Genomic DNA, 15860 nt, shown 5'->3' with positions numbered 1-15860 from the left:
CAGGCTCACTCCTCCGTGCCGGCGTTCCAGAAGGCCTGCAGCACGCCGGGCAGGGCCTCGATGGCGGCGATCACGCGGTCGAGCTCGTCGGAGTCCACCGAGGTGGCGTAGAGCATGGCCTCGATCTCCGTGTCCTGCGGGCCGAAGGCGTGGGTTTCCACGCCGCGCACGGGGTAGCTGGCGTTCTCCAGCAGCTCCAGCATCTGCTCGCGCACATCGCCCTGGGCGCCGCGGTGGCAGATGGCGTATACGTAGTAGGTCGACTCCGTGGATTCGTCATCCACCGGGCGGCGGTTGATGCGGTTGACCACGGGGCGCAGCAAGGTGTTGCTGGCCAGCACGAACAGCGTGGCCAGGCCGGCCTCGGCCACCAGGCTGGCGCCCGCGCAGGCGCCCACGGCGGCCGAGCCCCACAGCGTGGCCGCCGTGTTCAGCCCGGTGATGTTGGCCCCTTCCTTCATGATGGCGCCCGCGCCCAGGAAGCCCACGCCCGAGACCACGTAGGCCACCACGCGCGTGGCGCCCTCGGCCCCGCCCAGGCGCACGGCCAGGTCCACGAAGACGGCCGCCCCCACGGCGACCAGGGTGTTGGTGCGCAGCCCCGCCGTGCGCTGGCGCACCTGGCGCTCCAGGCCGATGAGGGCGCCGAACACGAAGGCCGTGGTCAGGCTGACGAAGGTGTCCAGCATGGCGCCGGGGTTGAGGTTCTGCAGGGCCTGCATGGGGTTCCGGGCTTTCCTGGTGAATGGGTTGAAGGGTGCGTCACTGCCAGCCGTAGCGGCGGATGTAGACGCGCTTGAGCAGCGTGGCCAGGCAAGCGTAGCCCAGCAATATGGCAATCATCCACGGGAAGTAGGCCGCCGGCAGCGCCTGCAGCTTGAAGTAGCCGGCCAGCGGCCCCATCGGCAGGAAGATGCCGGCCGCCATCACGGCCGCCGTGGCCAGCAGCAGCGGCCAGGACGGGCGGCTTTGCAGGAAGGGGATCTTGGGCGTGCGGATCATGTGCACGATCAGCGTCTGCGTGAGCAGCCCGATGACGAACCAGCCCGACTGGAACAGCGTCTGCTGCTCGGGCGTGTTGGCCGCGAAGACGAACCACATCAGCGCGAAGGTCAGGATGTCGAACAGCGAGCTGATGGGCCCGAAGAACACCATGAAGCGGCCCAGGTCGGCCGGGTTCCAGCGCAGCGGCTGGCGCACCAGTTCGTCGTCCACGTTGTCGAAGGGGATGGCGATCTGCGAGAGGTCGTACAGCAGGTTCTGCACCAGCAGGTGCAGCGGCAGCATGGGCAGGAAGGGGATGAAGGCCGAGGCCACCATCACCGAGAACACGTTGCCGAAGTTGGAGCTGGCCGTCATGCGGATGTACTTCAGCATGTTGCTGAAGGTGCGCCGGCCCTCGATCACGCCCTGCTCCAGCACCATCAGGCTTTTTTCCAGCAGGATGATGTCGGCCGCTTCCTTGGCGATGTCCACGGCGCTGTCCACGCTGATGCCGATGTCGGCCGCGCGCAGGGCCGGGGCGTCGTTGATGCCGTCGCCCATGAAGCCGGTGATGTGGCCGTTGGCGCGCAGCGCATGCACGATGCGCTCCTTGTGCAGCGGCGTGAGCCGGGCGAACAGCTGGTGCCGTTCCACGGTCTGGCGCAGCATCTCGTCGTTCATGTGCTCGATCTGCGTGCCCAGGACGATGTGGTCTGCGGGCAGCCCCACATCACGGCAGACCTTGGCGGCCACCAGTTCGTTGTCGCCGGTCAGCAGCTTGACGGCCACGCCGTGCGCGGCCAGGGCGGCCAGCGCCTCGGCCGTGGTTTCCTTCGGTGGGTCCAGGAAGGCGATGTAGCCGATCAGGGTCAGCTCCGACTCGTCGGCCACGCCGTAGTCGCTCTTGTGCGGCGGCACTTCCTTCATGGCCACGGCGACCACGCGCAGGCCCTCGCGGTTGAGTTCGCGCGTCACGCGGCGCACGCGGGCCAGCTGCTCCTCGTCCAGCGGGCGCGTGCCGTCGCCTTCGCGAAGCCGGGTGCAGGCGCCCAGGATCTCCTCGACCGCGCCCTTGCAGATCAGCTCGTGGTGGTGGTTGCGTTCGGCCACCACCACGGACATGCGGCGGCGCTCGAAGTCGAAGGGGATCTCATCGACCTTGCGGTAGTCCTCGGCCAGGCGCATCTGGGTGTGCAGCTCCACGTGTTCCAGCACGGCATGGTCGAGCAGGTTCTTCAGGCCCGTCTGGTAGTGGCTGTTGAGGTAGGCGAAGCGCAGCGTCTCGTCGCAGGGCTGGCCAAAGGCGTCGGTGTGCCGCTCCAGCACGATGCGGTCCTGGGTCAGCGTGCCGGTCTTGTCGGTGCACAGCACGTCCATGGCGCCGAAGTTCTGGATGGCGTCCAGCCGCTTGACCACGACCTTGCGGCGCGACAGCACCACGGCGCCCTTGGCCAGGGTGGAGGTCACGATCATGGGCAGCATCTCGGGCGTCAGGCCCACGGCCACGGACAGCGCGAACAGGAAGGCCTCGGCCCAGTCGCCCTTGGTGTAGCCGTTGATGAACAGCACCACGGGCACCATCACCGCCGCAAAGCGGATCAGCAGCCAGCTGACGCTGTTGACCCCGGTCTCGAAGGCCGTGGGCGCGCGGTCGTTGGAGGTCACCCGCGTGGCAATGGTGCCGAAATAGCTGCGGTTGCCCGTGGCCAGCACCACGGCCAGCGCCGTGCCCGAGACCACGTTGGTGCCCATGAACAGCAGGTTGCTGGCGTCCAGCACGCCGGTGCCATTCGATGCACTGGCGTCGGCGCGCTTTTCCACGGGCAGGGATTCGCCGGTCATGGCGGACTGGCTCACGAACAGGTCCTTGGCGCTGAGCACGCGGCAGTCGGCAGGAATCATGTCCCCGGCCGACAGCACCACGAAATCGCCGGGCACGACCTCGCGCAGCGGCACCTCGTAGCGGCGCGCCTGCTGGCCGAAGCCGCTGTGCGGGGCGTCTGCGGAGTCGGCATCTGCCGGCGCCGTGGGGCCGCCATTGCGGCGCAGCACCGTGGCCGTGCTGCTGACCATGGCCTTGAGTCGTGCGGCGGCGCGGTTGGAGCGGCCTTCCTGCACAAAGCGCAGCAGCGTGGACAGCAGCACCATGGAGGCGATGACGACCGTGGCCTTCATGTCCTCCGTGGCGTAGGAGACCACGGCCAGCAGCGTCAGCAGCAGGTTGAAGGGATTGCGGTAGCAGTACCACAGGTGCAGCCAGCCGGGCAGCGGCTTTTCGTGCTCGACCTCGTTGGGGCCCAGACGCGTGAGCGCGGCGCGGGCCTGCTCGCGGGTCAGGCCGTCCTCGCTGGAGCCGGTGCGCGCCAGCACGGCGGCAATGTCATCGCGCGAGGCGCGCAGCAGCTCGCGCGTGAGGGTCGGCGATACCGAGCGCGAGTGGTGCACGGCCGTGCCCGAGGGCAGGGCATTGCGCCGGAACAGCCCCAGGGCATGGCGGCTGCGCAGAAACGCCTGGAACAGGTGCTTGAGGCTTTTCATGGTGACCTCCCTGGCGGCTCAGGCCTGGCTCGAACGAAGGGTGGCGCGCAGCCAGTGCCAGTTGCGCTGGCAGGCGCACAGCAGGCGGCGGCGCAGCGGCGGGCGGGTCACGGTGGCCGACTGCAGCCATTGGCGCCGCGCATGGGCAGGCAGGTGGCGGTAGACCTCGGCGCGCTCCTGCGCCGCCAGCAGGGACAGGACGTCGGCCTGCTGGCGCTGCGTGAGCGCCACGAGGGCGTGGGCGAAGAGATCGGGGCCGTGTTGCTGCAGCAGGGCGTGCAGTTGTCCGGTGTGGCGCGCCGCAATGGCGGCTTGCAGGGCCAGCTGCAGGGTGCTGGCGCGGGAGGTGTGGCTGGCGCTTGTGGCGGCCGGCGTGGCTGCGGGCAGGGTGCGCAGCGCGGTGATGACGTGTTGCATGGCGGGCTTCTTTCGTTGCGGCCGAAAGAAGCCCGGCACCTATCCGTCAATGGACGTGCGCGGGTCTCCCGGCCGGGGCCTTGGGATGGGGCGGAAGGGCCGCAGGCATGTGCGGCCGGACCGTGTCGGAGGGGTCAGGGCAAGATCGACTCGGATCGGGGTCCATGGGGGAGCTCCTTTCTGACGAGGGGACGGACAAAGGCGCGGCGCGTTCAGCGTGGCTGCAGGCTCAGAAAGCTGCGGATGCGGTGCGTGGGCCAGTGGGTCTGCAGGTCCAGGTGCATGGCGTGCTCCATGGCCGAAGGGGCCTGGGCTTGCATCTGTGCCTGTGCCTTGGCCTGCATTGCTGCCTGGGAGGCAGCCACGCGCGTGCCGGTGGCGCCGGGGCAGGGCGCGGCAGTGGCAGGCTGCAGGCGTTGCATTGCGGGGCGGACGAACGGTGTGGACATGGCTTTCTCCTTGGCGAACCAGGAAGACCGCCGTAGGCAGGGCCGTCAAGCAGCGTGGGCCGGGCGCTGCTCGATAGCAGCCACACGGGCACGCGGTCAGTGATCAACAGCCATTGGAATCTTCGGTGCAGGAGCGGCGTGCCTGATGCAGGCAAGCGCCACTGCAGCGCCGGGCGGCGCGAAGAGCCAAGGGGAAACGCAGCAATGGATGGAAGCCGACCGACATGGCCGCTCCCATCACAGGAGTCGGTCAGTCAGCCAGCAGCGAAGCCATTGCGGCGCGCTGTTTGTCACTGGTTGAACTGGCACTGTCCACGGAGGACTCCTGAAAATGCGATCCCTCGATTGTGCCTTGCGAGCTGCTTCGGGTCAACCCTGATGTCGATGCGCCACGGGCCAGCCAGCCCTGCACGATCAGCAGTTGCGCCGCGTAGTAGGTGGACAGCACGCCGGCTTGCGCACCGTCGAAGGGCTGCACAAATCGGTTGATGGCCAGCAGCGAGTCGCTGGCCATGAAGAAGCAGGCACCCATGGCCACCTGCCAGGCCGCCTTGCCGCCCAGATGCCGCGCGCGGCCCAGGGCCTGGGCCGCCATCAGCGCAATGACCAGCACATAGGCGGCCACGGGCAGGCGCAGCGCGGCGGGCAGGCCGCCCTGCCAGAGCACGGCATACATGCCCGCGCCCAGGGCCAGCGTGGCGGCCAGCGAGGGCCGGTGCGCAAACCAGGGTGCGTCCTGGCGCAGCAGCACGATATAGGCCAGGTGGGCCAGCAGGAAGCTGGCCAGGCCCGGGATGAACAGATCAGGCAGCATCAGGAACACGTCGCCCGCCAGGGATGCCGCCAGTGCCGCGGCCAGCCAGCAGGCGCCGCGCGCGGGTTTCGCCAGTGCCGAGAAGGCCGTGCTGCCGCGCCACAGCTGCATGACGGCGATCAGCGCAAAGACCATGGTCAGCGGCTTGAACAGCCAGTGCCAGTGCAGCATGTCCAGCGCGGCGGTGGCGGTGGCCAGTGCGCCGGCCTCGATGGCCAGTGCCAGCCACAGGCTGATGCGCCCCTGCATGGCTGCGCCCAGCGCCCATTGGCAGGCCAGCAGCACGGCAAACCACAGTGCATTGCGGGCCGTCGAGGACTGGTCGGCATGCCAGAGAAACAGCGACACCCCGGCGATCAGCGCCACGAACTGCAGTCCCGCAAACCAGCGCAGGCCGCGCTCCATCCCCGGTGCGTAGAGCACGCGGTGCGCGTCCAGGTCGAAGGCCGGCCTGGGAAAGCGCTGCGCCACATCGGCAGGGCGCCATCCGGGCGGCTTGAGCCAGACGCGCAGCTTGTCGCTCCAGCGCCGCGCATGCCAGCTGTCATGGATGAGTTGCCGGTACACCACGGCGTTGGCCCACAGCGGATCCCAGCTTTGCAGCAGGCCGCGCGTGCCGTAGACACAGGGCTCGCTGTCGTCTTCGGGCTTGAAGGTGCCGAACATACGGTCCCAGACGATGAGGATGCCGCCGTAGTTCCTGTCCAGGTAGCAGTCATTGACGGCGTGGTGCACGCGGTGGTTGCTGGGCGCACAGAACCAGCGGTCGAACCAGCCCAGGCGCCGCACCTGCTCGGTATGGACCCAGAACTGGTAGAGCAGATCGATCAGGCCCACGATGGCAAACACCAGCGGCGGCACGCCGGCCAGCGCCATGGGCAGGTAGAACAGCCAGCCCAGCAGCGCGCCCGAGCTGGTCTGGCGCAGCGCCGTCGACAGGTTGTAGTCCTGGCTCTGGTGGTGCACGGCGTGGGCTGCCCACAGCACGGCCACCTCATGGCCCATGCGGTGCAGCCAGTAGTAGCAGAAGTCATAGAGCAGCAGGGCCAGCAGCCAGCCGGGAATGCTGGTCCAGAAGGCATCGTTGCGCCACAGCGCCACATGATCGAAGGCCAGTGTGTACAGACCTATGCGCAGCAGCTGGGTGAAGACGGCGCTGGTCTGGCTGAGCATGCCCAGGCTGATGGAGCTGACGGCATCGGCCAGCCGGTAGGCATTGCGCCCGCGCCACAGGCTCACCCCCCATTCCAGCGCGATCAGCAGCAAAAAGGCCGGCGTGGCGAAGACGATGATTTGGCTGGGTGAAGGCATCATGGCCTGCCAATTCTGGACAGGGCCGTTGTGCGGCGCCTTAGGCGTGAACCCTAGGACACGGAATCACAAGGGTTGAAACGGATTGCAATAAATGGGGCTTCATGGCAAGCGCATGGCAGGAAAATTGCGCCCTATGGCAGAATCGCCCGCTTTCCACGCGCTGGACGTGCTTGCCCTGCAGGCCATTGCCAGCCCGCACCGCCTTTGCCGGCATGCGCCTTGCATGCCCAAGCCCCATGCCCTTGTCCCGCCGCTCCCTGCTATCGGCTGCCGCCTCACTGGCTGCGGCCCTTGCCGCTGCACCCGCCGCCCATGCCGCGCCGGGCGCGGGCAAGCCCTGGCCGGCAGCCGGGCCCATCACCCTGATCGTGCCCTTTGGCGCAGGCAGCGATGTGGACGCCACGGCGCGGCTGATCGCCGAAAAGCTGGGTGCGCGGCTGCACCAGTCGGTGGTGGTGGACAACGTGCCGGCCTCGGGCGGCGTGCTGGGCGTGAGCAAGGTGGCGCGCTCGCACGCCGATGGCTATACGCTGCTGCTGGGCTTTGACGGGCCGGTGAGCATTGCGCAACTGGTGAACTCCTCCGTGCGCTATGACGCCGAGCGAGATCTGGCGCCCGTGGGTCTGGTCACCGCGGCGCCCATGGTGATCGTGGCCCGCCCGGGCCTGCCGGTGCACAACCTCAACGAGCTGATCAGCATGGCCCGCGCCCGGCCCGGCGCGCTGACCTATGCCACGCCGGGCGTGGGCACGGTGCTGCACCTGGCCATGGAGCGATTGCAGGAGCGCGCCCGCATCCGCCTGGTCCATGTGCCCTATCGCGGTGTGGCCCAGGTGACCAGCGAGGTCATGGGCGGCCAGGTCGATCTGGGCATTCTGATGACCACCGGCGCCACGCCGCTGGTGCAGCAGAAAAAGCTGGAAGGCGTGGGCGTGACCTCGGCACAGCGCATCGACGTGATTCCCGAGGTGATGAGCTTTGCGGAGGCGCCTGATCTCAAGGGCTTCGAGCTGGAAGCCTGGACCGGCCTGTTCGCACCCGCCCGCACACCCGAACCCGTGGTCAGCCGCCTGGCCGCCGAACTGGCCGAGGTGCTGAAGCTGCCCGAGGTGCGCAAGCGCCTGCAGGACAGTGGCGCCACGCCCGGCTCGGGCACGCCGGCCACGTTCGCCCAATTCCTGAAGAAGGAAAAGGCGAGCTACACGCAGATCGTCAAGTCCGCCAATATCCAGGTGGAATAGGCCGCGCTGACGGTCACCGGGTCACCGCTTTTTTCCATTGAATGAAGACAGGGCCGGCGAAATCGGCGGAATTGTCGGCAGTCGCCTTTGTGCGCCGAGTGCCACGTATTGGTGTGTGAAATCTGTTACCCTCCGCTTACATTTTTAAGGGGGCGGTGTGGGGGTGGAGAAAATCATGCGCCGGGCCATGGCATGGCTCTGGCTTTTTGCGCTTGCAGCGTCGGGCGCTGCAATGGCCGAGGACCGGCCCAATGTCACTTTTGCGGGAGTCGCCTATTCGGGCGACGCCAGTTCGCAGCAGCAGCGATTCCCTTATTCAAAGCAGTATGAGAGCCGCCTGAAGGCCGCCGGGCACAGTCCCTATGCGCGGGTACTGGCATTCGTGCAGCAGGCGCCTGCACAGCATCTGCAGATATCCACCAATCCCATCGATGAGCTCAAGGGGCGCGACCAGGCCCTGGTGGTTTCTCTGGTGCTCAATTCCGAGACGGTCTCCGTGGAAAGCTTTGGCGGCGTGCGCAAGCTGTTCATCCTGATTCGTGGACAGGCCCTGTTTTTCGATTTCAAGTCCATGACGGCGGTGCGTTCGTATCCGCTCAGCTTTGCCTTCATCGACAACCTGCGCCACGAGCCGTCGCAAGAGGAAATCATGGAGCGCGTGACCAAGGTATACGAAGGCGCGGGAGGCAAGCCCGGCATCTTCGGCCGTTTTGCCCAGGTGCTGGCCACGGCCACCGTGCCCTCGCAGACTCCGCGTTTCCTGCAGGTCACCGATATCCAGATTCCCGCCGCCATGGCCGAGATGCTGCCCGGCTATCTGCAGGACCCGCAGGTGCACAAGACCTGGGCCGCCGATATCGTGGGCGAGGCCATTTCCAGCCGCATTGGTGTGCCCATCATTCCTTTTGCCATGGGCTATGCCGTGGGCAATGTGATGCGCATGCAGGTGCTTGACGGAGAGGTCTACACGCTGCAACTGCCCAGTGCCGATTACGCCATCAGCGTCGATTTCAAGGGATTCAAGAAGCTCAAGTTCAAGGAGTCCAGCGCCGGCACCAGCTATGTCTACGGCACCTTTGCCGATATGCGCATCCAGGAACCCAATGGGCCGGTGTTTCTCGGCGCCTCGCTGAAGAACGCGGAAGTGAAGGTGGTGCCTTCCACGCAAACCCATGTCGATGATTTTCCGGCGTTCTATGACTCGCTCAACGGCCTTTTCGTGAAGCTGGCCGAGACGGTGGCGGCTGGACGGGGCAATGACTGGCTCAAGTCGGCTGCTGCCGAGAGCGACATCGAAGCGCAAATTGTCAAAACAAAAGACCTGATGAATCTATGCAAGTAATCCAGAAAATCCTCCTGTGCCTTTCCATGGCGCTGTTCGCGGCCGGTGCGGGCGCGCAGGTGCAGCAGGCACGCGGCAAGGCCTCGGTCAGCTACCAGGATTCAAAGGTCAGCCCGCAGGACAAGGAGCGTGCGCTGATGGCGGCCCAGCTCAAGGCCGTGGAGTTCTACTACGCCGAAGCCGGCCAGTCGGAGGCCGAGAATTTCGACGCCGTGCGCGACAAGATCCTGGCCAACCCCGATCGCTACATCCTTGAGCACACCGTGCTCAGCGAAGAGGACAACGCCGACAGAAAGCAGTACACGGTCTCCGTGCGCGTGGCGCTGAACGTGGCCAATCTGCGCAATGCCGTCAAGGCCAACTCGGCCGTGGCCAGGGGCGGTCCCGCAGGCCGGTCGCCGCTGGCCTTCATGTTCGTCTCGCGCCAGGTGGCTACGACCAAGTCCTTCGATGACCGCGTCTACAAGCGCGTGGACGAGACCGAGGACGTCAAGGCCCAGGTCAGCGCTTCCGAAAAGGGCAGCGAGGGTGAATCCATCCGTGGCGGACGCATCAGCACGAATGCCTCCACGGCGACCTCGGGCACCGCCTCGGTCAAGAGCAGCCGCACTTCCGAGACCGGCGGCAGCACGACGCGCCGCTCGGCCGAGTCCACCTGGCGCGTGATCCCCAGCGCCAACCTGTCCCAGGTCTTTTCCTCCAACTTCGCCAAGGCCGGCTTCAAGGTGTCAGAGGCTGCCATGGTGGAGCCCTACACGGGCGGCCACTTCAAGGTCGCGGCCGTGGAGAACGACTACAAGAGCGGCATGGACCTGCAGCCCTCGACGCTGGCGGCCATGGTGGCCGGCATGCGCACGGCACAGATTCCCTACATCGCCCTGGGCACGCTGGATGTGGGCATGGGCGAGCCCGACCCCCAGACCGGCCTGATGCGCGTGAGCGTGACGGTCAACGCCAAGATCCTGGACATCGCCCAGACCATTCCCGACACGATTGCCGCCGTCGGCCCCGTGCTGTACGCGGGCATGGGCCCGTCCGAGGATGAGGCGCGCAACAACGCGCTGAAGCTGGCCGCCAACAACGCGGCCCGCGATCTCACCAGCCAGGTCACCAATCTGGGCCTGCGCTGAGCGCTGCGGCTTCCAAGGTCCGGCTGCCATGCAGCCGGACCTTTTTTCCGTTCTTTCGCTTTCCACGTTTTCCACGCCTACCTCGTTTTTATCTTCGCCGTCCGCGTTCACGGACTGCTGCAACCCGAGTCCATCTCCATGAAAAAGCTCTTCACCACCGTCGCCGTTGCCGCCGCCATGGCCAGCCCCGCCCTGACACAGGCCCAGTTCTCCATGCCCTCCATCCCGGGTGTCGGCAAGCTCATGGGCGGCAGCGGCTCTGCCGACGTGGCCGGCCAGGGCGACGCCCTGGTGCGCAGCTATGTGGGCGCCAGTAAGGAGGTGCTCAGCGCCAATGCCAAGATGGCCACGGCCCTGGGCCTGAAGGAGCAGGCCGCCAGCGCCGCCAGCACGGCGGACAGCCTGGGCGATGGCGCGACCATCGGCGCGCTGGGCGATGGCAACAAGGTGGTCTCGGACACCAGCGGCGCGATTGCCGAGTCCATGGCGAAGAAGCCCGTGCTCGATGCCGCGTCCAAGGCCACCTTCGCCGAGGGGCTGGTGCACCTGGTCAACGGCAGCGTGAAGTACGCCGGCATGGGCAAGGATGTATCGGTCATGGGCAAGAGCCTGCAAAGCGCCAACCCCATGCAGCTGACCAAGCTCACCTCCGCGGCCTGGGTGGTGTCCAAGTTCCCCGGCTCGGCCTCCGACCTGTTCAGCACCGTGCAGACGGCCATTGCCTTCGCGCGGGCCAACGACATCGAGGTGCCGGCCAATGCGGCTGACGCCACGGCCGCGCTGGGCACGCTCAAGCTGTGATCCGGTACAGGCAAGGAGCACCTTCTATGCGTATCCGCATCATTGCGGCCGTCGTGGCTGCCTGCGCCGCCATGTCCGGCTGTGGCGACAAGCCATCCGAGCAGCCCAGGACCGACGCGCCTGAACAACCCCAAAGCGTCGCCCCGCCCGTGCCCGACGTGGGCAAGCTGGAGACCGTCGAGGTCCAGGTCATCGGCCTGGGCCAGTCCCCTGGCGAAGCCATGGCGCAGGCGCTGCAGATGGCGCTGCTGCAGGTCAATGGCGCCGTGATCCAGTCCGCCTCGGTCACGGCCAAGTACGGCCTCGACGTGGCGCTGGGGCAGGACGCCGCCTCGCTGCGCGCCAGCGCCTTCGCCGAGGTGGTCAAGCAAAAGTCCGGTGGCGTCATCCAGTCGGTCCAGGTGGTGGATCTGGAGGAACCCAAGCCCTGGGCCAAGCGCTACAAGTACACCATCAAGGCCAACATTTCCAAGTTCAAGCCTTCGGCCGAGATGCAGAAGATCAAGGTCGTTGTGGGGCCGGTGCGCTTCGAGCAGGCCTCGCTGCCCATGGGCGACCGCAGCGTTTCCGCCGCCGAGGTGGGTGCAACGCTGAGGCAACGCATCAGCGACGCCCTGGTGCAGACAGGCCGCTTTGCCGTGCTGGACCGCGAATTCAGCCCCGAGATCGAGCAGGAACTGGCCATCATCGCCACGGGCCAGGCGCCCAGCGCCGAGCTGGCCAAGCTGTCCCAGGCTGCCAGCGCCGATCTGGTGTGGAGCGCCCGCGTCAGCAGCTTTGCCTACAACCGCCATGCCCGCCAGCTCAAGACCAGTGACCGCCAACTGGTGAGCTACTCGGGCGGCTGGGCCCTGTCGCAGAAGCTGGTGAACGTGGCCACGCGCCAGGTCACGGCCTCGGATTCGCTGCGCGGCTCCGTCCCTTCCATGGCTCCGACCACGCTGGGCGCGGGCGTGGATGGCAACAAGGTCATGACCGACATGAGCGATGCGCTGGTCGCCGGCGTGGTCAGCTCCATCCTGCAGCGCACCTTTCCGCTGACCGTGGTCGCCCGCGATGGCGAAAGCGTGGTGCTGAGCCAGGGCGGCCAGGCCGTGAAGGAGGGCGCGCGCTACCAGGTGGTGGCCATGGGCAAGGAGATGAAGGACCCGCAGACAGGGCAAAGCCTGGGGCGCCTGGAGTCACCGTGCTGCGAACTGGTGGTCGATCGCGTGACCCCCAACCTCTCCTATGGCCACCTGGAGAATATGCGTGGCGGCATGGAAGACCTGCCACCGGGCGGGCTGCAGGTGCGTGAGGTGCTGAAGGCATCCGCCGCGCCCGTGCTGGCTGCACAGGCTGCATCAGGTGATATGGCCGCGGCCGCTGAGCCCCAGGCCGCACCGGCACGTGCTGCACAACCGCCCGCAGCACGCCGCGCGGCATCGCCCGCCAAGGAGGCCGATGCCCCGGTCGGCAAGAAGGACGACGACAACTGGTAAGCGACAAGCGGCGGGAAGGCGCGCAGCGGCGCCCTTCCCCGTGCGGGTGCTTAGCTGAAAACCTCGTCGCGCGCACCGCCTTCCAGGTGCTGCACATCGCCCCAGCCGACCAGGCCCAGGCCCTGGGGCGTCCACAGCAGGCGGTTGATGGCCGCATTGCCCAGCGCCCAGGTGCGGGGCGCCTGCACTTCCTGGTGCGTGGCCAGGCGGTAGAGCACATCCATCACGCCGCCATGCGCCACGATCACGATCTGCTCGCCGGGATGGCCACTGGCCAGCCGGTTCACCGTGGCCGAGATGCGGTCGCGCAGCATCAGCAGCGACTCGCCACCGCCTGCGGGCACGAACTCGGGATCGCGCTTGCGCCAGCGCAGCGCATCCTCCGGGTGGGACGCCTCGATATCGTTGAAGGTCTGGCCCTCGAAGCTGCCGAAGCAGCGCTCGCGCAGGCCCTTGTCGGCCGTCAGCGTCGCCCCCGTGCTTGCGGCCACGGCCTCGGCCGTGACATAGGCACGCAGAAGGTCGCTGCTGTAGATGGCGGCTACCGGCTCACCCGCCAGGGCCTTGCCGGCCTGGGCGGCCTGCCAAAGTCCCATGTCGTTCAGAGGAATGTCCAGATGGCCCTGGATGCGGGCGTCCACATTCCAGGCGGTTTCTCCGTGGCGGATGGCAATGATGCGCGTGGCTTGCATGAGGGGCTGGCGTGGGGAAGCTGCAAAAAGAGCAGGCATTGTCCTGCAAGCTGCGGGAGCCTGCATGGCCCAGGTGCGCAGGCCAAGTGGATCCTTGGCATAGTCAACTAAAAGGCGAAACTGGCGCGCCCTAAACCCAGGGACACCGAGGAAGGGCCGCCCCGCACCGAGGGTGTCGTCCCCCTCAGGGGGAAGGCGCGCAGCGCCTCAGGGGGATCAAATAAGACTTTTTGCGTTGTTCAGCACGAAGTCGCAGGCCTTTTCCTTGAGGTCGCCCTTGAGCTTGTCGATGCTGAAGCTCTTGCCGTTGGAGCCGGTGACCAGGCCGCCCAGGCCGTTCTGGAATCCCGTGTCCTTGGGCTCTTCCTGCTTTTGCATGCCCAGCTTGCCCAGCAACTGGTCCTTGACCTGGGCCGCCTTGTCGGCATTGAGGTAGTTGTTCTTCATGCAGTAGGAGATGACGCCTGCCGCATTGCCGGCCGTGGCCGAGGGGCTCAGGCCCAGGGCGGACAGCGCACCCGCACCGCCCGCCCCCGCACCCAGCATGCCGCCGAGGCCGGAGCCAGCGCCTTCGCTGCTGGCGGCGGCCTTGTCACCGCCAAGGCCCGAGGCCTGGCGCAGCGAGTCGCCCAGGCCCGACGCCTGGGCAGGCAGGGCGCCCAGGCCCAGCATGGCGCACAGCAGTGCGCTGGCAATGGATGTCTTCATGGATGCTTCCTTTCCGCGGCAACCCGCAGGCTCGATACAGGGCCTGAAATTAGCACGCCGTGCGGCGCAGACATGTGCCCGATTGCAAACCTTTGCCAGAGTGGGCCGTGGCGGTCTTTCGCGTTTTCACTAGCTGTCAAAGCCGTTGGCCTGTCCATGATGGCCGCACGCCAATGGCGGGCCGCAGGCGGCGGGCTTGTTATTTGGAAATGGCTTTTAAGTATAAAAATCAATTCAACAAGCTGTAAAAGTTATTTACAGTGGGGCGCACCTATATGGCCCGCTTCTTGCGGCGCTAGGGCTGCTGCGTCGCATGACCGCCGCCCTTCCAATCAATCCACAGGGGAGCAGACAAATGATCATGAAGATTCTGGGCAGTTCTTTGCTGGCCGCAGGCCTGTTGACCTCGGCCGCGCTGGCCCAGGCCGAGACCGTGCGCTGGGCGCGCGGCTCCGATCCGACTTCGCTGGACCCGCATGCCTTCAACGTGGGCACCAATTTCGTGCTGCTGCACCAGATCTACGAAACCCTGGTCATCCGCTCGGCCGACGGCAAGCTGGTGCCCACGCTGGCCACCTCGTGGAAGATGACCTCCGACCCGTCGGTCTGGGAGTTCAAGCTGCGTCCCAACGTCAAGTTCCATGACGGCACGCCGTTCACGGCGCGCGACGTGGTCTTCTCGCTGAACCGCGCCAAGGGCGAGAACGCCCAGGTCAAGTCCCTGCTGTCCTCGATGGAGGAGGCCAAGGCCGTGGACGATCTCACGGTGCAGGTGAAGACCAAGGGCCCGAACCTGATCTTCCCCGACAACCTGACCAACCTCTTCATCATGAGCGAGAAGTGGTCCAAGGCCAACGGCGCCGAGACCACGCAGGACACGGCCAGCAAGACCGAGAACGGCGCCACGCGCGCGGCCAACGGCACGGGCGCCTACGTGCTGGCCAGCCGCGAGGTCGATTCGAGGACGGTGATGAAGCTCAACCCCGACTACTGGGGCAAGGGCCAGTTCCCGCTGCAGGTGACCGAGCTGATCTACCTGCCCATCAAGTCCCCGGCCACGCGCGTGGCGGCCCTGCTGTCGGGCGAGGTGGACTTCGCCCAGGACATTCCCGCACAGGACGTGGCGCGCCTGAAGCAGGACAAGCGCCTGCGCATCAATGAAGGCCCCGAGAACCGCTCCATCTTCCTGGGCCTGAACGTGGGTGCGGCCGAGCTCAAGAGCAGCAACGTCAAGGGCAAGAATCCGCTGGCCGATCCCAAGGTGCGCCAGGCCATCGAGCTGGCCATCGACCGCGATGCGATCAAGCGCTCGGTGATGCGCGGCCTGTCGATTCCCACGGGCGTGATCGCGCCGTCGTTCGTCAATGGCTATGACAAGGCCTTCGCGGCCTATCCCAAGGCGGATGCCGCCAAGGCCAAGCAGCTGCTGGCCGAGGCGGGCTACCCCAACGGCTTCACCATCACGCTGAACACGCCCAATGACCGCTATGTGAATGACGAGGCCATTGCCACGGCGGTGGCGGGCTTCCTGGGCCGCATCGGCATCAAGACCGAAGTCTCGGCCCGGCCGATCGCCATGCACAGCGTGTCGCTCACCAAGGCGGACAGCGACTTCTACCTGTACGGCTGGGGCGTGCCCACCTATGACTCGGCCTACATCTTCGACTTCCTGGTGCACACGCGCGGCAAGGACAGCCGTGGCGCGCAGAACGCGACGCACTACAGCAATGCCGATGTGGATGCCAAGATCCTGTCCCTGTCCTCGGAGAGCGACAAGGCAAAGCGCGATGCCACCATCAAGAGCATCTGGGAGACCGTGCAAAAGGAGCGCTTCTACATTGCGCTGCATGACCAGGTGATCCACTTCGCGTCCGTGCCCCGGATCAATGTGCCCGTGCACCCGGACAACGCGCTGCACTTCAAGTTCGTCAAGTTCGAGAAGAAGTAAG

13 protein-coding genes are annotated in these 15860 nt (G+C 66.6%); 6 read left to right on the top strand and 7 right to left on the bottom strand.

The features are described 5' to 3' along the window. Positions 1-5: 5 nt before the first annotated feature. The 5 genes from INR38_RS05775 to INR38_RS05755 all read right to left on the bottom strand — a co-directional run bounded on the left by INR38_RS05775 (position 6) and on the right by INR38_RS05755 (position 6513). Complete coding sequence (locus INR38_RS05775; protein ID WP_012203158.1) at positions 6-722, bottom strand: MgtC/SapB family protein; 717 nt, start codon at positions 720-722, stop codon at positions 6-8. Between the two features lie 40 nt (positions 723-762). Further along, positions 763-3522 (bottom strand): magnesium-translocating P-type ATPase, encoded by a 2760-nt coding sequence (gene mgtA, locus INR38_RS05770; protein WP_207443724.1) that lies wholly within the window; start codon positions 3520-3522, stop codon positions 763-765. A gap of 18 nt (positions 3523-3540) precedes the next feature. Next, positions 3541-3939, bottom strand: coding sequence for a hypothetical protein (locus INR38_RS05765; protein WP_207443725.1), 399 nt, complete (start codon positions 3937-3939; stop codon positions 3541-3543). A gap of 212 nt (positions 3940-4151) precedes the next feature. Further along, a complete protein-coding gene (locus INR38_RS05760; protein WP_012203161.1) occupies positions 4152-4388 on the bottom strand; it encodes a hypothetical protein in 237 nt (78 codons plus the stop codon). A gap of 250 nt (positions 4389-4638) precedes the next feature. Continuing rightward, the gene (locus INR38_RS05755; protein WP_013804292.1) at positions 4639-6513 is read right to left on the bottom strand and encodes a lysoplasmalogenase family protein; all 1875 of its coding nucleotides are present in this window, start codon (positions 6511-6513) and stop codon (positions 4639-4641) included. A 239-nt stretch (positions 6514-6752) separates the two neighbouring features. Here INR38_RS05755 and INR38_RS05750 point away from each other — a divergent pair, with 239 nt between their 5' ends. The 5 genes from INR38_RS05750 to INR38_RS05730 all read left to right on the top strand — a co-directional run bounded on the left by INR38_RS05750 (position 6753) and on the right by INR38_RS05730 (position 12511). Next, positions 6753-7757 carry a tripartite tricarboxylate transporter substrate-binding protein gene (locus INR38_RS05750; RefSeq protein WP_043825721.1) on the top strand — a complete coding sequence of 335 codons (1005 nt, stop codon included), beginning with the start codon at positions 6753-6755 and terminating at the stop codon, positions 7755-7757. Positions 7758-7944: 187 nt separating this feature from the next. Then, positions 7945-9099 carry a hypothetical protein gene (locus INR38_RS05745; protein WP_242698968.1) on the top strand — a complete coding sequence of 385 codons (1155 nt, stop codon included), beginning with the start codon at positions 7945-7947 and terminating at the stop codon, positions 9097-9099. A gap of 26 nt (positions 9100-9125) precedes the next feature. Continuing rightward, a complete protein-coding gene (locus INR38_RS05740; protein ID WP_242698967.1) occupies positions 9126-10229 on the top strand; it encodes a hypothetical protein in 1104 nt (367 codons plus the stop codon). A gap of 138 nt (positions 10230-10367) precedes the next feature. After that, positions 10368-11030: a hypothetical protein gene (locus tag INR38_RS05735; RefSeq protein WP_012203166.1), complete on the top strand. Its 663-nt coding sequence runs from the start codon at positions 10368-10370 to the stop codon at positions 11028-11030. Between the two features lie 26 nt (positions 11031-11056). Next, positions 11057-12511, top strand: coding sequence for a CsgG/HfaB family protein (locus INR38_RS05730; protein ID WP_207443727.1), 1455 nt, complete (start codon positions 11057-11059; stop codon positions 12509-12511). A 50-nt stretch (positions 12512-12561) separates the two neighbouring features. Here the strand turns inward: INR38_RS05730 and INR38_RS05725 are convergent, their stop codons facing one another. Together INR38_RS05725 and INR38_RS05720 are read right to left on the bottom strand one after the other, a co-directional pair. Further along, the gene (locus INR38_RS05725) at positions 12562-13203 is read right to left on the bottom strand and encodes a histidine phosphatase family protein (protein WP_065345339.1); all 642 of its coding nucleotides are present in this window, start codon (positions 13201-13203) and stop codon (positions 12562-12564) included. A 216-nt stretch (positions 13204-13419) separates the two neighbouring features. Further along, a complete protein-coding gene (locus INR38_RS05720; RefSeq protein ID WP_013804286.1) occupies positions 13420-13911 on the bottom strand; it encodes a DUF2501 domain-containing protein in 492 nt (163 codons plus the stop codon). Positions 13912-14266: 355 nt separating this feature from the next. On the opposite strand from INR38_RS05720, the gene INR38_RS05715 reads away from it, so the two are divergent. Next, positions 14267-15859 carry an ABC transporter substrate-binding protein gene (locus INR38_RS05715; protein ID WP_099734726.1) on the top strand — a complete coding sequence of 531 codons (1593 nt, stop codon included), beginning with the start codon at positions 14267-14269 and terminating at the stop codon, positions 15857-15859. Position 15860 lies beyond the last annotated feature (1 nt).

Source organism: Delftia sp. SD018 (genome assembly GCF_017355445.1).
Lineage (GTDB): Bacteria > Pseudomonadota > Gammaproteobacteria > Burkholderiales > Burkholderiaceae_C > Comamonas > Comamonas acidovorans.
The sequence above is the reverse complement of the archived record's forward strand: the minus strand, read 5'-3'. Positions and strand labels throughout refer to the sequence as shown.